Origin of the sequence: Caballeronia sp. INML2, from assembly GCF_023631365.1 — a bacterium.
Classification (GTDB): domain Bacteria; phylum Pseudomonadota; class Gammaproteobacteria; order Burkholderiales; family Burkholderiaceae; genus Caballeronia; species Caballeronia turbans.
In genome coordinates, this window is record NZ_JALQDH010000058.1 from 23278 (window position 1) to 40999 (window position 17722).

16 protein-coding genes are annotated in these 17722 nt (G+C 63.1%); 6 read left to right on the top strand and 10 right to left on the bottom strand.

The features are described from left to right. Positions 1-13: 13 nt before the first annotated feature. Both NCT32_RS21185 and NCT32_RS21190 read right to left on the bottom strand, forming a co-directional pair. Entirely contained in the window at positions 14-2623 is a 2610-nt protein-coding gene (locus NCT32_RS21185) for a PAS domain-containing protein (protein ID WP_061117133.1), read from the bottom strand. Between the two features lie 201 nt (positions 2624-2824). Continuing rightward, positions 2825-3010, bottom strand: a complete 186-nt coding sequence (locus tag NCT32_RS21190) for a hypothetical protein (protein WP_061117276.1) — start codon at positions 3008-3010, stop codon at positions 2825-2827. 203 nt (positions 3011-3213) lie between these two features. Between NCT32_RS21190 and NCT32_RS21195 the strand changes: the two genes are divergently transcribed. Further along, on the top strand, positions 3214-4311 hold the full coding sequence (locus NCT32_RS21195; protein WP_250477687.1) for an aldose epimerase family protein: 1098 nt from the start codon (positions 3214-3216) through the stop codon (positions 4309-4311). Between the two features lie 2 nt (positions 4312-4313). Here NCT32_RS21195 and NCT32_RS21200 read toward each other — a convergent pair whose 3' ends face one another. From NCT32_RS21200 to NCT32_RS21220, 5 genes are read right to left on the bottom strand one after another with little or no spacing between them, the layout of a single operon-like run. After that, a complete protein-coding gene (locus NCT32_RS21200; protein WP_061117131.1) occupies positions 4314-5501 on the bottom strand; it encodes a serine hydrolase in 1188 nt (395 codons plus the stop codon). A gap of 3 nt (positions 5502-5504) precedes the next feature. Beyond that, positions 5505-6629: a serine hydrolase gene (locus tag NCT32_RS21205; protein ID WP_250477686.1), complete on the bottom strand. Its 1125-nt coding sequence runs from the start codon at positions 6627-6629 to the stop codon at positions 5505-5507. A 53-nt stretch (positions 6630-6682) separates the two neighbouring features. Beyond that, complete coding sequence (gene hydA, locus NCT32_RS21210) at positions 6683-8089, bottom strand: dihydropyrimidinase (protein ID WP_061117129.1); 1407 nt, start codon at positions 8087-8089, stop codon at positions 6683-6685. A gap of 11 nt (positions 8090-8100) precedes the next feature. After that, positions 8101-8829: an aspartate/glutamate racemase family protein gene (locus NCT32_RS21215; RefSeq protein WP_061117128.1), complete on the bottom strand. Its 729-nt coding sequence runs from the start codon at positions 8827-8829 to the stop codon at positions 8101-8103. Positions 8830-8885: 56 nt separating this feature from the next. Continuing rightward, positions 8886-10184, bottom strand: coding sequence for an MFS transporter (locus tag NCT32_RS21220; protein WP_061117127.1), 1299 nt, complete (start codon positions 10182-10184; stop codon positions 8886-8888). A 216-nt stretch (positions 10185-10400) separates the two neighbouring features. On the opposite strand from NCT32_RS21220, the gene NCT32_RS21225 reads away from it, so the two are divergent. Beyond that, complete coding sequence (locus NCT32_RS21225) at positions 10401-11087, top strand: GntR family transcriptional regulator (protein WP_086960854.1); 687 nt, start codon at positions 10401-10403, stop codon at positions 11085-11087. Positions 11088-11110: 23 nt separating this feature from the next. On the opposite strand, the gene NCT32_RS21230 is transcribed toward NCT32_RS21225, so the two are convergent. Together NCT32_RS21230 and NCT32_RS21235 are read right to left on the bottom strand one after the other, a co-directional pair. After that, positions 11111-12484: a gluconate:H+ symporter gene (locus NCT32_RS21230; protein WP_061117275.1), complete on the bottom strand. Its 1374-nt coding sequence runs from the start codon at positions 12482-12484 to the stop codon at positions 11111-11113. Between the two features lie 280 nt (positions 12485-12764). Beyond that, positions 12765-13061: a hypothetical protein gene (locus tag NCT32_RS21235; protein WP_061117125.1), complete on the bottom strand. Its 297-nt coding sequence runs from the start codon at positions 13059-13061 to the stop codon at positions 12765-12767. Positions 13062-13328: 267 nt separating this feature from the next. Between NCT32_RS21235 and NCT32_RS21240 the strand changes: the two genes are divergently transcribed. Next, on the top strand, positions 13329-14381 hold the full coding sequence (locus NCT32_RS21240) for a helix-turn-helix domain-containing protein (protein WP_061117124.1): 1053 nt from the start codon (positions 13329-13331) through the stop codon (positions 14379-14381). Here NCT32_RS21240 and NCT32_RS21245 read toward each other — a convergent pair. Further along, the gene (locus tag NCT32_RS21245) at positions 14332-15621 is read right to left on the bottom strand and encodes an MFS transporter (RefSeq protein ID WP_061117123.1); all 1290 of its coding nucleotides are present in this window, start codon (positions 15619-15621) and stop codon (positions 14332-14334) included. The two genes, NCT32_RS21240 and NCT32_RS21245, sit on opposite strands and share 50 nt — an antisense overlap. A gap of 147 nt (positions 15622-15768) precedes the next feature. Between NCT32_RS21245 and NCT32_RS21250 the strand changes: the two genes are divergently transcribed. From NCT32_RS21250 to NCT32_RS21260, 3 genes are all read left to right on the top strand, one after another. Then, entirely contained in the window at positions 15769-16650 is an 882-nt protein-coding gene (locus NCT32_RS21250) for an RNA polymerase sigma-70 factor (RefSeq protein ID WP_061117122.1), read from the top strand. A 142-nt stretch (positions 16651-16792) separates the two neighbouring features. Further along, positions 16793-17272 (top strand): carboxymuconolactone decarboxylase family protein, encoded by a 480-nt coding sequence (locus tag NCT32_RS21255; protein ID WP_061117121.1) that lies wholly within the window; start codon positions 16793-16795, stop codon positions 17270-17272. 37 nt (positions 17273-17309) lie between these two features. Further along, entirely contained in the window at positions 17310-17717 is a 408-nt protein-coding gene (locus tag NCT32_RS21260; RefSeq protein WP_061117274.1) for a cupin domain-containing protein, read from the top strand. Positions 17718-17722 lie beyond the last annotated feature (5 nt).

Consider the following 17722-nt stretch of genomic DNA (forward strand, 5'->3'; position numbering starts at 1 on the left):
AGAGCGCGGCTCTTCAACGCGCGACCGTCAGCGACGACAGGAGTTTCAGCAGGCTGTCCACATTCACTGGCTTCACGAAGTGATAATCGAAGCCTGCAGATTGCGCGCGCAACCGGTCTTCCGCCTGTCCATAGCCCGTGATCGCGATCAGCATGGGCGTCGTGTCGCCTTTGCGACGCAGGCGCCGCGCGAGTTCATAGCCGTCGATATCGGGCAGGCCGATATCGAGCAGCGCCACATCGGGCTGAAAGTGCGGCGCGGCCTCCAGCGCTTCCGTCGGCGAGTACGCGACACGCGCGACATGTCCTTCCGATTCACACAGCATCGCGAGCGAATCGGCGGCATCGCGGTTATCGTCGACGACGAGAATGCGCAGCGCCGCGCGCGTCTCGCGCATGCTCGTCTCGGAGAGCGCGAGCGCCGAATGCCTTTCGTGATGATGCAATCGCGGCAGCCGCACGGTGACGGTCGTGCCCAGTCCCGGTCCGGGGCTTTGCACGGTGATCGTGCCTTTATGCATCTCGACGAGCTTCTTCACGAGCGACAGCCCGATGCCGAGGCCGCCGTTCGAGCGGTCGAGCGTGCGCTCGCCTTGCGAGAAGAGCTCGAATACTTTCGGCAGGAGATCGGCCGAAATGCCGGTGCCCGTATCGGCGATGACGATCGACACCCATGCCTCGTCCGCCTGCACGCTCACGGTGATGCGGCCTTGCTCGGGCGTGTACTTGCTCGCATTGTTGAGCACGTTGACGAGGATCTGCGAGAGGCGTGTGGGATCGCCGCATACCCATGTGGTGGCATCGGATACATCGACTTGAATGGTTTGCGAGCGCGACTCGACCATGCCCGCGATCGCCTCGACCGCGTGATACACGGCCGTGCCGACCAGAATCGGTTCGGTTTGCAGCGCGATGCGTCCCTGCGTGATACGCGAGACTTCCAGCAGGTCGTCGACGATGCGGGTCATGTGCTCCACTTGCCTGCGCATCAGGTCGGTCAGCTCACGCAGATGCGTGTCGCCATCCTGATCCTTCTGCATCAGCGCGAGGGCCGTGCGCAGCGGCGCAAGCGGATTGCGCAGCTCATGCGCAAGCATCGCGAGGAACTCGTCCTTGCGGCGTCCCGCTTCACGCAGCATCAGCTCCATGTGCTTGCGTTCGGTGATGTCGATCACGCTGCCGATGATGCGCAGCGGCTTGCCGTCCTTGCTGCGCTGGAGCAGGGCGCTGCCTTGCATCCATTGTTCGCCGTGCAGGTTGCGCACGCGAAACTCGAAATGACCCTCGGGGTTTTCGCCTGCCGCAATGCTGCGCACATAGCGGTCGAGCGTCGCACTGTCGTCGGGATGCACGCGGGCGAGTGCTGCGTCGTAGCTGAGCGTTTCGGTGATCTGGCGCTCGCCGCCGGTTTCGAGAAAGAGCGTCCACGTCTCGAGTTCGAGCGATGCGATATGAATCTTCGCGGCCTGCATCGCCACCGTCAGGCGCAGGCTGCGCGCTTCGATCGCGGCCTGCGCTTCATAGCGCGGCGTGACGTCGGTTGTCGTGCCGAACCATTCCTGCAAGTTGCCCTTGTCGTCGTAAAGCGGCGCCGCGTGCGCCTCCACCATGCGATAGAGTCCGTCACGCCGGTACATGCGGAAGGTGAGCGTGCGCGCGGCGCCTTCGCGCAGTGCGTCGAGCCATGCCTGATGCGTGCGCTCGCGATCATCCGGATGGATGTAGTCGAGCCAGCCCCAGCCGGACAGCACGTCCGGCGACTTGCCCGTGAACTGCTCCCATTCGCCGCCCGAAGCACGAATCCCGCCTTTCGCATCGGCGGACCAGACGAGCGCACCCGTCGTTTCGACAAGCGCGCGATAGCGCCTTTCCGACAGACTGAGGCGTTCCTCGTCGGCGCGCTGCGCGCTGATGTCGAAGCTCACGCCATACACGCGAGCGAGCACGCCATGACGGTCGAACTCGGGATGCCCGCGCATGCGCAGCCAGCGTTGTTGTCCCTGATCGCCTTCGAGCATGAAGTCGAACTCGAACGGGCCGCCGTCACGCAATGCTTCCGTGAGCTTGCGCTGAAACGGCTCGCGGTGTTCGGGCGCGACGCGGTCCCATACTTCCGAAAGGAGCACCGCGTCGGTGCCGGGTGGAAAGGAGTAGAGCGCGGCGAGCTGCGCGGTCATGCGCACGACACGCGTCTTCATGTCCCATTCCCATGCGCCCATGCGTGCGCCGGCGAATGCGGCCTGCAGTCGCCGCTCGCTCTCCTCGTACATCGCCCAGGCGTGACGGCATTCGTGGATGTCGATCGCGACGCCGACCGTATCGCTGATTTGTCCTTCCTCGTCGCGCCGCGCCTGAAGATGCAACGTGTGCCAGCGAAACGCGCCATCGTTGCGCAGAAGGCGCACGTCGACATTGCGGAGAAGCGTGCCGTCGCGCATTTGCCGCAATGCGTCGAGCACCGGCGGGATGTCGTCGGGGTGGACAAAAGCATTCCAATGCCGCCCGACCAGTTCCGGAAAGGGGATGCCGAGATAGCGGCACGCCCACGGATTGGCGTATTGAATCACTCCGTCTCGCGTCGCGCGCCATACGAACGATGGCAAAAAGTGAGCAGGATCGTACATGGGCGTCGTGCTTCCTTATTCCGGCGAGGCGCGTCGCCGGGCGCGGCTTCGAACGCTGCAACAGTTTCGGAATACCATACAACAAAAGCGCTCGACAACGCCGCGAAGTGCCATTGCAGATTTCATACGAGCGAGCGTCGTATGTAATTCGTACGTGCGGACCGCCGATTCATCTAACGAATAACCCGCGGCCCGCGAAGACTACCCCGCTTCCCCGACGTCCTTCGGATTCGGCAGCTTGGTGTTATTGCCTTCGTCGGTACGCTTCGGCGGCTCCGGTTCGTTTTTCATTGAATCCTTTTGTTCGTCGGACAGACGGCGATCCGCCACGTTCGGATCGTCGGGTGTCTGCTTCGGTGGCGTCGGACGATCGGCTGGTTCGTTCATGAAAGGCTCCTTGTCGTCATCGTCGAACTGAATGCGACAAGCGAACGCATCGTGCGTGCCCGGCCTCATCAGGCATAGGCGATGCTGCGTTCGGCTCCATGCGTGATTTCACAGCCATATCGAGCAGCCTTCTGTTCACGCCGCTTATGCCGGATACCAACCGAACGCTCATCCGTTTTGCCGCCCTTGCATGCGCGACGTTCATGCCGTTGCATGGCTTTGCGGCGTCGATCACTTCCACACCGTATGGCGCGACGCAGCAAGGGCAAGCGGTCGTTCAATACACGCTCTCGAATGCGCGGGGCGTGTCTATGAACTGCGTCACCTATGGCGGCATCGTGACGCGAATCGATGTCCCCGACCGGCGCGGGCGTCGCGCGGATATCGTGCTCGGCTTCGGCTCCCTCGGCGACTACGAGAAGTACAACGGCAAGATTCACTTCGGCAGTCTGATCGGGCGCTATGCGAACCGCATCGCCGATGGCCGGTTCGAGCTCGACGGACGCAGCTACAAGCTGCCCGTCAACGAGCCGCCGAATACGTTGCACGGCGGCCCGCACGGCTTCGACGAAAAAGTCTGGACCGTGGTCAGGACGTTTCAGGGCGCGCAGCGCGCGGGCGTGCAACTTCGTTATGTGAGTCCCGATGGCGAGAACGGTTTTCCCGGCACGCTCACGGTCGATGTGACCTACACGCTTACGGACGACAACGAAGTGCGCATCGACTATCGCGCTAAGACGGACAAGTCGACAGTCCTGAACCTCACGAACCATAGCTACTTCAACCTGGCGGGCGAGGGTAGCGGCAGTGTCGAAGGGCAACTCATCATGATCGCGGCATCGAGCTATACGCCGACGCGTGCCGATTCGATTCCGACCGGCGAGATCATGAGCGTCGAGAATACGCCGCTCGATTTGCGCGCGCTGACACCGATAGGCGCGCGGCTGCGTTCGTCGAATCAGCAGATGCGTTATGCGCACGGCTACGATCACAACTGGAAGCTCAACAAGAACGGACAGCGCAATGGCGAGCCGAGCTTCGCGGCGCGCGCCTACGATCCGTCGAGCGGTCGCGTGCTGGATGTCTACACGACGCAGCCGGGCCTGCAGTTCTACACGGGCAATGGGCTCGATGGCAGCGCCATCGGCACGTCGGGTACGGCGTACCGGCAAACGGATGGCTTCGCGCTCGAAGCCGGGCATTTCCCGGATTCGCCGAATCGTCCGGCGTTCCCCTCGACCGCACTCAAGCCGGGTGACGAGTATCACGAAATCACGGTCTGGAAATTCGGCGTGCGTTAGGGTCAAAGGCCGGGAAGATCGGTCGGGTCCACTTGTGCGCCCGGCATGCCTTTCGTTTGCGCGCTGACGGCAAGCTCATGCCGCAACGTCGCGCGGCGTTGCGCCGAGGGCCGCGCGTGATGCGCATTGTCGAGTGCGGGAATCGCATAGTCGTTCACCATCTGGCGGAACGTCTGGAGATTCTTCGCATCGCGCAGGCCGCCGGCGACGGACATGATGCTCGTCATCACGATCACCGTATTTCGTTCGGGCAGCACCGTGATGAATTTCCCCTTGAAGCCCATCGCATCGAATTCCGGCTCTTTCTGCACGATGTTGTTGATCCACCAGTAATAGCCGAAATACGGCGCGACACCGGGCGACGTCATCTGCGTGATCCATGTTCGCGGCACGATCTGGCGCCCTTGCCAGCGGCCGTGATCGAGCACGAGCATGCCGATCTTCGCCATGTCGACGGCGCGCAGCCGCAAGCCCCATCCCGCCGACACGAGTCCCGAACGGTCTGTGCGCGCCCATACCGCGTGCTTCATCCCGAGCGGGCCGAAGAGATGGGCCTGTGCGTATTTCTCGACGGGCTCATGCGCTGCGGCGCTCAACATCGCGGCGGCGAGGATCGGGTTGATGTCGGTGTATTCGAACGCTGAGCCGGGCTCGGCCTTGGGATTCGTTTCGGCCGCGAGCTTCAAACGATCGGGCGCGGCGTAGTAGATCGGATCGTCTTTCGGCTTGAAGTCGTAGTGCAGGCCGCTCGACATCGAGAGCACGTGCTTCAGTTCGATGTTGCGCTTGTCGGCGAGCTCGGCGCGCAAGTCGGGTCGCCACGCGGCGAGCTTCGTTGCGACGGAATCGTCCAGACTGACCTTCCCCTCGCCGATGAGCATGCCCGCGACCATCGACGTCACCGACTTCGTGACCGAGTACAGCTCGTAGTTCGAATCGCGGGATGCGCCCGCGCCATAGCGCTCGAAAATCAGCTTGCCGTCTTTCACGACGAGCAGGCTGTACACATCGAGCTTCTGCTCGCGAATCCATTGCGACAGGCGCACGAGTCCATGCGAATCGACGCCCGCATCTTCCGGCGATGCCTCGGCGAGACCCGTCTCACGCAGCGGCGCGTCGGCCTGGGCGTTCGAGATCGACATCGCGACGATAGCCGGCGCGATGCACTTGAGCAGCGAGCGTAGAGTCATGGATCAGGTCTCGGGTGCGTCGTTGAATGCGGCCGCGGTGCCGGGCACGCCCTGTGTCTTGTTGCTGCGTTCGAGTTCTTCGCTGAGCGCCTCGGTCTTCGCGGCCGTCACGGCAGGACGCGTCGTCGGTGTCAGCGCGGGCAAGATGAAATCGTTCACCATGCGGCGGTATTGATTGAGATAAGTGGCGTCGCGCAATCCGCCATCGGTCGGCAAGAGGCTCGTTATTACGACGACCGCATGTTGCTTCGGCAGGACCGTGATGAATTGCCCCTTGAAGCCCATCGCGCCGAATTCAGGCTGGCCTTTCTCGACGACATGCTGAATCCAGCAGTAGTAACCATAATCGGCGGCGGCGGGCGAGGGCGTCGTCATCTGTCTGATCCACGCCTGCGGCACGAGTTGTTTGCCTTGCCAGCGGCCGTTGTCGAGCATGAGCATGCCGATCTTCGCCATGTCGACGGCGCGCAGCCGCAGGCCCCAGCCGCCCGCGACCGCGCCGGTCTCATCGACGCCGGTCCAGCGGTAATGCGACATCCCGAGCGGCTCGAATAGCTTCTTCTGCGCGAAACGATCCTCGCGTTCGTGTGCCGCGACGCTCACGGCCGTGCCGACGAGTACCGGGTTCACGTCGATGTAATCGAAGTCCGTGCCCGGCGTCTTTGCGGCCTTCGCCGTCACCGCGACACGCAAACGATCCGGCGCGCCGTAGTAAAGCGGGTCGGTGCCTTCGCGCGCCTGATAACTGAGGCCGCTCGACATCGACATCAGATGACGCAATTCGATGCTCTGCTTGTCGGCGAGTTGAGCGGCGAGATCGGGCCGCGCTTTCGCGATGAGCGGCGCAGCTTTCGTCGACGGACTCAGCTTGCCTTCGCCTTCGAGCACGCCGACGAGCAACGAAGTGATTGTCTTCGTGACTGAATACAGCTCGTAGTTGTTGTCGCGCGTGAGACCATCGCCATAGCGCTCGAACACGATCTTGCCGTCCTTCACGATGACGAGGCTGCGCACATCCATGTTGTCCGCGCGTATCCATTCCGACATGCGTACGAGCGGCGCTGAATCGACGCCGACGGATTCCGGCGCGACGCTCGGCATATCTTTTTCCGCGGCGTGTGCGCTCATGCAGAACGCCGCAGCGGTCAGTGACAACAAACGCATCTTCATCGCTTTCGCCTTCATTCGAGATTGGGTTTGCCGGCTGGCTGAAAGCGACCGCGTCCACTCTGCACGTTCAGAAGCCTGCCGTCTTCGACGAGCAGTTCGCCGCGCGAGAAGCAATGACGCGGCCATCCCGTCACTTCGATGCCTTCATAAGGCGTGTAATCCACCGCGTGATGCAGCGACGCGTTCGCGATGGTCACGCGCTTCTCCGGGTCCCACACGACGATGTCCGCATCCGCGCCCACCGCGATGGTGCCTTTCTTCGGATACAGGCCGTATAGCTTTGCGGGCGCGAGCGACGTGAGTTCGACGAACTGATGCAACGAGATGCGTCCTTCCTTCACGCCCTTGAAGAGCAGCGGCAAGCGCGTTTCGAGGCCGGGAATGCCGTTCGGAATGTGATCGAACGACACTTCCTTGCCGCCCGGCTTCTTGCCCTGCGGATCGTCATAAGAGAAGGGCGCGTGATCGGACGAGACGAGCGAAAACACGCCTTGGCGCAATGCTTTCCACACCGCGTGCTGATTCGCGGGATCGCGCGGCGGCGGGCTGCATACGCACTTGGCGCCTTCGTATTCGCCGTGGCCGAGATCGTCGGCGGTCAGGTACATGTACTGCGGACAGGTCTCCGCGAGAATCGGCAACCCGCGCGACTGGCCCCAGCGAATCTGTTCGATCGCATCCGCGCCCGATACATGCACGATCAGAATCGGCACGTCGACGAGTTCCGCGAACGCAATCGCGCGATGCGTCGCCTCGCGTTCCACGACGGCGGGCCGCGCGAGCGCATGGGCGTGCGGCGCATGCAAACCATTTCCTAACAGGCGTTCGGTCAGCCAGCCGATGCAGTCCGAGTTCTCCGCATGCACCATCACGAGCGCGCCGTGCTCGCGTGCGACCGTGAGAACGTCGAGCATCTGACGGTCATTGAGCTTGAGATCGTCGTAAGTCATATAAACCTTGAACGACGTGTAGCCGTTCTTGATCAGATGCGGCAACTCTTCTGCGAGCACGTGCGGCGTCGGATCGGCGACGATCAGATGAAAGCCGTAGTCAATGACCGCGCGGCCTTCGGCGCGGCGGTGATAATCGTCGACGGCCGCTTGCAGGGATTGCCCCTTGGCTTGCGCGGCGAACGGAATCACGGTTGTCGTGCCGCCGCATAGCGCGGAGCGCGTGCCGCTGAGAAAGTCGTCGGCCATGCGCAGGCCGTCGGGCATCGGCTGATCGAGATGACAGTGACCGTCCACGCCGCCCGGCAACACCAGCATCCCGCTCGCATCGAGCTCGCGCGGCGCGTCGGGCAGGCCATGCCCGAGCATCGCCACGCGGCCGTCGCGAATGCCGATGTCGCACGAAAACCGGTCCGACGCGGTGACGACGTCGGCGTGACGGATCACGAAATCGAGTTCGTTCGACATGGCCTGTCTCCTTAGACGACTTCGCTGAAGAGACGTCCCCAGCCCTTGACGCTGCGCGTGTCGTAATCGGCGAGCTGCAGCGATTTCCATACGACGGTCGTGATCGTGTCGTAGATCGGAATGCCGGTTTCTTCTTCGAACTCGGGCACGAGATGCGCGGCGTTCAGGTTGGTGCAGAAGATCGAAATCGCGCGCGGCTTGTCCTTCGCCACTTCGCGCACCATGCGGCGGATTTCATCGGGTTGAACTTCCGAGAACGAGAAGTTGGCCTTCAGGTTCAGATGCCGCTCGGCGATGCAGTTCAGGCCAACGCTCCGATAGTTCGCGATGATCTTCTCCTGCACGTCGTCGAGATACGGCGTGACGAGACCGAATTCACGCGCATCGGTCTTCTTCAGGATTTCGTTCAATGCGAGCACGGAGGTCGTCGCGGGAATGCCCGTCGCTTCCGTGATGCGCCGGCACAGACGCTCATCGGCTTCGAAGCCGAGCCAGCCCGACGATGTGCCGTTCCAGGCGATCACGTCCACTTTTGCATCGGCGAGCAATTGCGCCGCCTGCAGGATCTTCGAATCGTCGAACTGGCCGAGCGCCTGATCGGAGAGGGAGATCTCCGTGACCGGAAAGCGCGCGAAATGCGCGGAGACGCCTGGCAGGTTCGAAACCATCGCGCTCGTCAGCGGTTCGAGGGACGTGTTGGACGAGGGCGTGAGCATGCCGAGCAAGGTACGTTTTTTCATCGTGATGTCTCTGTGTGAATTGAGCGAAGCGTTGCAGCGTGAACTGCCGATTCCACTCAGACGGGAATCTTCTTTTCGTAATCGATGGCGCTCGAGCACACGAGCAAGCCGATGCCGGCCGCCGCGAAGAACATCAGCGCAAGGAAGTAGGAGTGCGTGAGCTGCACGATCGCGCCGACGATGATCGGCACCGCGATGCCGCCGATGTTGCCGCCGAGATTCATGAAGCCGCCGAGAAAGCCGATCTTGTTGCGCGTGCCGAGCGACGACGGAATGCACCAGTAGAGACCGCACCAGCGCAGGAAGAAGAGCGTCGTCGAAAGCAGGGCGACGACCGCGACCGCATTCGTCACATACGCCACCGAGAAGATCGACACGGTCGCGATGACCGCCGCGATGCCGAAGAGCGTGCGCATCACGACATTCGGACGCCCGCCCGCGGCCTTCCACTTGTCCGCGATCCATCCGCCGATCAACTCGCCGATGAAGCCGCTGAAAAAGATGATGAAGCTCGAGCCGCCCATCTGCTTGATGTCGAAACCGTGGACCATGTGCAGGTAGTTGGGCATCCACGTGAGCAGGCCGTAGAACACGCTGTTGAAACACATCCAGCCGAAGAACATGCACCACACCGAGCGGTACTTGAAGAAATCGCGCGTGCGGCCCGAGAGCGACGACGGCTCGGCGGCGGCGTCGCGGGCATGCGATTCCTCGATATAGGCCGCTTCGAGTTCGTTCACGCCCGGGTGCTCGCGTGGTGTATTGCGTACATAAAACCAGGCGAGGATGCCCGCGAGGACCGTGCCGACGCCCGCCACCGCGAATGCGAGCCGCCACGAGCCGAGCATCGCGATCAGCCCGGTGATCAGAATCGCGCCCAGCGCCGCGCCGAGCGGTGCGCCGCCGTCGAGCAGCGTCGCGCCGCGGCCGCGCTCGGTCTGCGTCATCCAGATCGCGTTGAGCTTGCCGCCGGCCGGATAGATCGGCGCTTCCGACGCGCCGAGTCCGAGACGCGTGAGCAGCAGGCCTGGCGCATTGGTGCAGACGGCGGCGATCGCCTGGAAGAAACCCCAGAACACGGTCGCGGATGCGATCACGACGCGCGGCTTAAAGCGGTCGGCGAGCATGCCGCCGGGAATCTGCATCACCGCGTAGGTCCAGAAGAAGGAGGAGAGGATAAGCCCCTCCATCGCCGGGCCGATATCGAACTCCTTGGAAATGAGCGGCATCGCGACGGACAGCGACGCGCGGTCGATGTAGTTGATCGCGATGAGGCTCAGCATGACGACGAAAATCTTCCAGCGAACGGTGGATTTGCCCACCGTCAATGCGGCAACACCGGATGTTGAAGACATGAACGGGCTCCTGGATAAGCGGATGTTTTCGTGACGTCGCGCAACGTTGGACAGAGTATAGGATTAGAAATTTATAATTACAAACAGTGTAAACGATTGGTTTTATTGAAAATTAACGAGGTAAATGTTGGTGCAGGGTTTTCACCAACTTCGTGATAAGCTTGCACTGCAATGAACCAGACCATCAAAAGCCCCCTCCTTTTGCGCACTCGCGGCATGGCTGCGGAGATCGCCGCGCGCCTGCGCGACATGATCGACGAGGGCGAATTGCCGCCCGGCGCGCGCATCGACGAAAAAGAACTGAGCAGCGCGTTCGACGTCTCGAAGACGCCCTTGCGCGAGGCGCTGAAGGTGCTGGTGTCGGAGGGGCGCGTGACGCACCGGCAGTACATCGGGTATCGCGTCGCGGAGATCGATCTCGATGATCTCGCCGCCACCTTCGAACTGCTTCACGGCCTCGAAGCGATGGCGGGCGAACTGGTCCGGCAGCGCATCACGAATGCGCAAATCGCGGCAATCGCGGCGAAGCACCGGCGCATGGTGGAGTGTCACGACGCCGGCAAGCGCGTCGAGTATTTCAAGCTGAATCAGCAGATTCACCAAATGATCGTCGATGCCGCCGACAATCCCGTGCTCGCGAGCGTCTATTCGACGTTGATGTCGAAGGTGCATCGGGCGCGCGGCGCGGCGAATGCGGACACGCTGCGCTGGGCCGAATCCGCGAGCGAGCACGAAGCCATTCTGGCCGCGCTCGAGGATCCCGCGCGCGATGGCTTGCCGGCGGTCCTGCGCGAGCATTCGGAGAACACGGCGCGCGAAGTGCTCGCCGTCCTCGAACGCGCAAAGCGCGATGCGCCGGCTGCGCGCATCGGCGATCTCGCGCGCGAGGAAGCGTCGGGCTGAACGCCCGAACGCCTGAAACGTCCTTACGCCAGCACGCTCCACAACACGAGCGTCAGCACGAGTCCCACCACCGAGACGATCGTCTGCAACACGGACCATACCGCGACCGTGCGCTTCAGCGTGAGCCCGAAGTATTCGCGCACCATCCAGAAACCCGCGTCGTTGACGTGGCAGAAGAATACCGAGCCCGCGCCGATCGCGAGCGCCATCAGCGAGTTGTGCGTCGCCGTGAGTCCGCTCACGACGGGCGCGACGATGCCCGCGGTGGTCGTGGTGGCGACGGTCGCCGAGCCCGTCGCCTGACGCAGCGCGACCGCGATCAGCCATGCGAGCAGGATCAGCGGCAGATGCGTGCCCACCGCGATCTTGCCGATAGTCGCGCTGATGCCCGCGTTGACGAGCATTTGCTTCAATCCGCCGCCCGCGCCGATGGTGAGCAGGAGCGCCGCGATCGGCGGCAGGCTCTTGCGCAGAATGCCGCCCACGCGCTCGCGCGCCATGCCGCGCGACCAGCCGAGCATCACGATCGCAAAGAGCACCGTCAACGCCAGCGCGACGAGCGGCTCGCCGACGAAATCGAGTGTGTTGTAGAGCAGCGTGTCTTTCGTGAGCGCGAGCTTGGCGACGGTGCGGCCGAGCATCATCACGACGGGCAGCAGGATCGTCACGAGCGAGATCGCGAAGCCCGGCGTCGCTGCACCGTCTTCATGCGCGGTGAAAAGTTTGCCCATTTCCTCGGGCTCTTCGATATGCAGCCGTTTCGACAGCCAGATGCCATAGAGCGGCCCGGCGAGCATCACGGCGGGCAGCGCGACGATGAGGCCCAGTCCGAGCGTCAGGCCGAGATCGGCATGCAATGCGCTCACCGCGATCAGCGGACCGGGATGCGGCGGCAGCAACGCATGCAGCGTCGTCATGCCGGCAAGCGCGGGAATGGCGATACGCAGGATCGGCTGCTTCGCGCGACGCGCCATCACGAAGATGATCGGCACCATCATCACGAGCCCGACTTCGAAGAACAGGGGCAAGCCGACGATGATCGCGACGAACGCCATCATCCACGGCAGGCGGCGCGGCGTCGAATGATCGAGCAGCGTGGTGACGAGCCGGTCGGCCGCGCCGGACTCGGCCATCAGCGCGCCGAGCATGGCGCCGAGCGCGATGATGATGCCGACGTCGCCGAGCAGTGCGCCAGCGCCCTTGCTGAACGCTTGCGCGATTGCTTCGAGCGGTTGATGCGCGGCGAAGCCCGCCGCGAACGTGCCCACGAGAATGGACAGGAACGGCGCGAGCTTGAGCACGCTGATGGAAACGATGATGATTGCGAGGCCGAGCGCGCAGGCGATCAGCAGTTGCGTGTCGTGGGCAGACCAGGGAGTTAGGGTTGTGGGATTCACGGTGACCTTGAGCTGACGCGCATCGTCTTGAATGCCGATGCGATTACGTGGAGCTTTCGAGTCCCGCGCATGACCTCGCGCGTGCTGGCGAAGCATGCGCGGGACGCGAAGCCCCGTCGTAATAGCACTTTTCGGGACGACGGTCAAAAACGACCGCGCGTCGATCGTGCTCTCTCAGGCTGGCCTTTCAATCGACTTGCCGCTGATGGCTGGCATCTTGCGTTTTGCATTCGGAATGCCGTCTTGTGTCTTGCATTCCGCATGCATATCCGACGAAAAATCACGCCGCGGCCTTGTCAGGTCCGGCGGCGCGATCCTGTGCGAGAAGATCGAGCAGCCGCAGCACGCGAGCGCGCTGCGTGGATACGAGATCGCTTTCGTCGCCGAGCGCGGCGAGTCGCTTTGTCCAATAGGCGCGATCGAGACAGGCGAACGCCTTCGGATCGCTCGCCCGCGCGAGCGAACGGACCATACGCTCGAGATGATCGAGCTGGGCGTCCGCGACGCGCGCGGGCTTGAGCGCCGCTCGCGTGGCTTCCGCTTCGCGCCTGGTTCGCAAAACTTTCGACTTTTCCATTTGACGCCCCGAAACGTCTTTTCTTGCTGCATACGGCTGTGTTTTTGATCTTGTCAGCCGTAAACCGTATGAGTGAGAGACAGCGATGTGACAGCGGGATGACGGCAAGGAATCGCCGACCTGAACCGCCCGCGACGCCGCACACGCTGCTCCTCAATCAGCACGATATACCGGCATTTCGACTACGCTTTACCATGCGTCTCACCGGGCGGCGCCTCGTGTGCGCGCCACCGATCGAAAGGACTCTTTGGACCGACATCGACTCCCATGCCCGCCGATTCCGATCCGCCCACGCTATTCACGCGCTTCTCGACGGAGGCAGTGCCGCGCGAGCGCCAGTTGCTCGCATGGCGCGATCGCGTCGGGCATGTCGTCGATGTCCTTCCCGACAACGATCAGATCGCGCGCGGCTTTGCGGGCAGCATCGACCTGCATGCGGCGGGAGGGCTCGTGTTCACTGAGGCGCGCACCGATGCGCTGGTGCTCGAGCGCTCGATCGCGCGCGTCTCGACCGATACCCGTCGCGATTTCGCGTTTCACGTATATGCCGAAGGCGAGTGCGGCCATGTGAGCGGCCTGAGCGTGAAGCGCAGTGCGCCGGGCTCGGTGCGCGGCATCGTCGCGTTCGATCTGAACCAGCGGTTCCGCGTCGAACGCCCGGCATGCCGCGTGTTGACGATGTTCGCGCCGCGTTCGGTCGTGGCCGCGCATACCGCTGACTGCGATGCGCTGCATGGCCGCATCCTGCCCGAGGACGCGCCGCTCGCGCGCTTCGTTTGCCAGCATTTCGATGCCACCGCGCGCGCGCTGCCGGCGCTGAAACGGCCTGATGCGATCGACGCGCTCGAAGCCGGCGCGCGACTGCTGCTCGCGGCATTCGCCGACAAGCCGCATGCGTTGCACGATTCACGCGCCGCGCTGCAAACGGCCGTGAAAGGCCAGGTGAAGCGTTATGTCGAGACGCATCTTCATGAAGCCGATCTCACGCCGATGAAGATCGTCGACGCACTCGGTCTGAAGCGTGCGACGATCTATCGATGGTTCGAGCAGGAAGGCGGCCTTGCCGCATACATTCGACATCGCCGCCTGCGCGAGGCGGCCGATGAACTGGCGCGCTTCCCGAACCTCCAGATCGCCGATATCGCATTCGGCCTCGGCTTCAAGAGCGCATCGGATTTCACGCGGGCGTTTCGTCGCGCGTTCGACGTGAGTCCGCTTGAGATGCGTCTGCGCGCGCTGGATCTGTTGCGCGCGGCGGCCAACGATCCCGTCATGCGCATGCACGCCGCGCATTCGAGGGGCGTTCGGGGAAGCGGCTGAGCGCGAAGAGCGTCACGCAGTTCGCCGCGAGCAGATACCAAGCGGGCGTCATGACATTGCCGGTCGCGCCGATGAGCCAGGCGACGGCGAGCGGGGAGAATCCGCCGAAAATGACGACGCCGAAGGTGTAGATGACCGAGAGGCTCGCTGCGCGCCGATGCTTCGGAAAGGCTTCGAGCATGAGCACCGAACCCGCACCCGCGTTGTTCAGCGCGATGGCGACATAGAGCAGGATGATCACGAGCGCGAGCGTATCCGGTGCGCCTTGCGTGAGCGCATGAAACGCGGGATATGCCGTCGCGAGCGCGCCGATGAGCGATGCGTATTGCAGCGTCTTGCGGCTCATCAGGCGATCGGCGGCGAGCGCGACGAGCGGCGTGACGATGAGGATCACGAGACCGGAGAGCGATGCGATCAGGAAGCTGATCGCGGGTGGCCGGTGCAATGTGTGCGTGAGATAGCTCGGCATGTACAGCACGGCAATGTAGATGCTCGACGAAGGCGCGGCCATCATCAGGATGCCGCAAATGAGAGGCCGTGCGTGCTCGCGAAGCACGATCGCGAGCGGCGTGCGTGCGGCACGTGTCTTCGCCGCCGACGCGTGGCCCGGCATGCGCCGGAGAAACCAGCCGAGCGGTGCGATCAGTCCGCCGATGACGAAGGGCACGCGCCATCCCCATTGCATGAGTTGCTCCTGCGACAGCAGCGCGGACGTGCATGCGCCGACGAGCGCCGCGGCGCATGCGGCGGCGCCCTGGCTCGCACCGCGCCAGCTGACCATGAAACAGCGCCGTTCGTAGGGCACGGACTCCATCAGCAGCGCCGATGCCGGGCCGATCTCGCCGCCCGCCGCGAGTCCTTGCAGAAGCCGCGCGAACACGATAAGCACGGTCGCGCTCGCACCGATCGCCGCATGCGTCGGCAGACATGCGATCAGCCAGGTGCCCGCCGCCATCGACGCGATCGACAGCCGCATGCCCGCCTCGCGGCTGCGCCGGTCCGCGTATCGGCCGATCAGCATGGCACCGAGCGGACGCATGACGAAGCCCGCGCCGAAAGTTGCGAGCGAAAGCAATAGGGATGAAGCGGCGTCGTGCGCGGGAAAGAAGAGCCGTCCGATGATCGCCGCGGAGAAACCATACACGGTGAAGTCGTAGGCGACGAAACCGTTACCGATCACGGTCGCGACGATGATGCGGGTCGGATTCGCGGACGCGTTTTGATGTTCGGATTGAGTCATGAATGAACGGAGGTTGATGCAGTCGGATCCGGCTTCCGATATTAACGGCTGCATTGCTCAGATCTTTTGGCGCATCGTCGTGATCGTCACGAACATAGGCGCGTGATATACGATCACCTTTTCCGCACCTTTCATTTAATCGCCTTCATGGATGACGCCACGCGCGAATTCGACCGGCTGCGCCCTCGTCTGCAGGGCATCGCATATCGCATGCTCGGTTCGGTCGCCGAGGCGGAAGACATCGTGCAGGATGTATGGCTGCGCTGGCATGCGGCGGCGCGCGAAGCTATCGATAATGCGGAAGCATGGCTCGTCGCCGTCACGACGCGCCATTCCATCGACCGGCTGCGCGCCGCGAAACTGCAGCGCGAACATTACGCGGGCATCTGGCTGCCGGAGCCGCAAATCACCGAGCCGCCCGCGACGCCCGAAGAAGTCACCGAGCGTGCGGACGATGTGTCAGTGGCGTTTCTGATGCTGCTCGAACGCCTGAGCCCCGAAGCACGCGCGGCGTTCCTGCTGCGCGAGGTCTTCGACGCCGATTATCCCGAGCTCGCGCGCATCATCGGCAAGACGGAGGCCGCGTGCCGTCAGCTCGTGAGCCGTGCCAAAGCGCAATTGCGCGAGGCGCGCCCGCGCCAATCGGTGCCGCGCGAGATTCACAGGCGTTTGCTGCGCGCATTCGCGCATGCGATCGAACACGGCGATTTCGCGGCCATCCACGCGATGCTCTCGGAAGACGCGACGCTCGTCGGCGATGGCGGCGGTCGCGTGCAGAGTTTCCCGGAGCCGCTATTCGGCGGCAAGCGCATCGCGCAGCTTTTCTATGCGGCGTTCCTGCGCTATGGAAAGGGCGTGCGTCTCGACCTCGTCATGCTCAATGGCGAATGGGCGTTCTTGCGCTTCATCGACGGCAAGCTCGAATCCGCGCAGACATTCGACATCGAAGACGAGCGCATCGTGCGAATTCAGGTGCAACGCAACCCGGACAAGCTCGAACGCATCGCGGCGCGTTACGGCAATGCGTAACGCCTGCCACTTTGATTGATGCGCGCGAAGCAATAGCGTGCGCACGATCCCGCGCCTACCGCGAAAAGGCGCGCAAACTTACGATGACATCCATGCCGGCCACGGGTTGCCGGCGATATTTTCAACCAGGCATGGAGTCATCATGACGCAGCGAATCAACTACATTCAACAATCGCCCGCACTGTTCAAGAAGTTCTATGAGTTCAGTCAGGCGGTGCAGGAGTGCTCGATCGAACAGACGACGCGCGATCTCGTCACGCTTCGCGCATCGCAGATGAATGGCTGCGCCTTCTGCGTCGATATGCACGTGAAGGAAGCGAAGATTCACGGCGAGCGCGAACTGCGCACGCATCATGTGGCGATCTGGCGCGAGTCGACGCTATTCTCGCCACGCGAACGGGCCGCGCTCGCGTGGACCGAAGTCCTGACGCGCATTCCCGAGCACGGCGTGCCCGACGAACTCTATGCGCGCGTGCGCGAACAGTTCTCGGAAAAGGAACTGTCCGACCTGACCTACGCCATCATGGCGATCAACGGATGGAATCGCGCGAATGTCGCGTTCCAGACGGTGCCGGGTTCGTCCGACAAGGCCTTCGGCCTCGACAAGTCGAACCTCTCGTAATGTGCTCGCGCCGTCATTCGATCATGGGAGAACGATCATGCACAGCATCAAACGGGTGGGACTTACGCTCGTCTTCGGATGCGCGGCGCTCGTCGCGGAGACGGCGCAGGCCGCGCCAGAGGCCATCGTCAAGGAGCTCATGACGAAGCCGCTGCCCGAATCTCCGGGCAAGGAAGCGCTGATGATCAGCGTCGAATATCCGCCGGGCGCGGTCGATCCGGTGCACCGCCATGACGCGCAGGCGTTCGTGTATGTGCTCGAAGGCACGATCGTCATGCAGCTTCAGGGCGGCAAGGCCGTGACGCTCAAGCCCGGCGATACCTTTTATGAAGGCCCTGACGATATCCACACTGTAGGTCGCAACGCCAGCAACACGAAGCGCGCGAAGTTCATCGTGCTGCTTCTCAAAGACAAGGGCAAACCGGTTTTGACGCCGGTGAAATAAAAAAT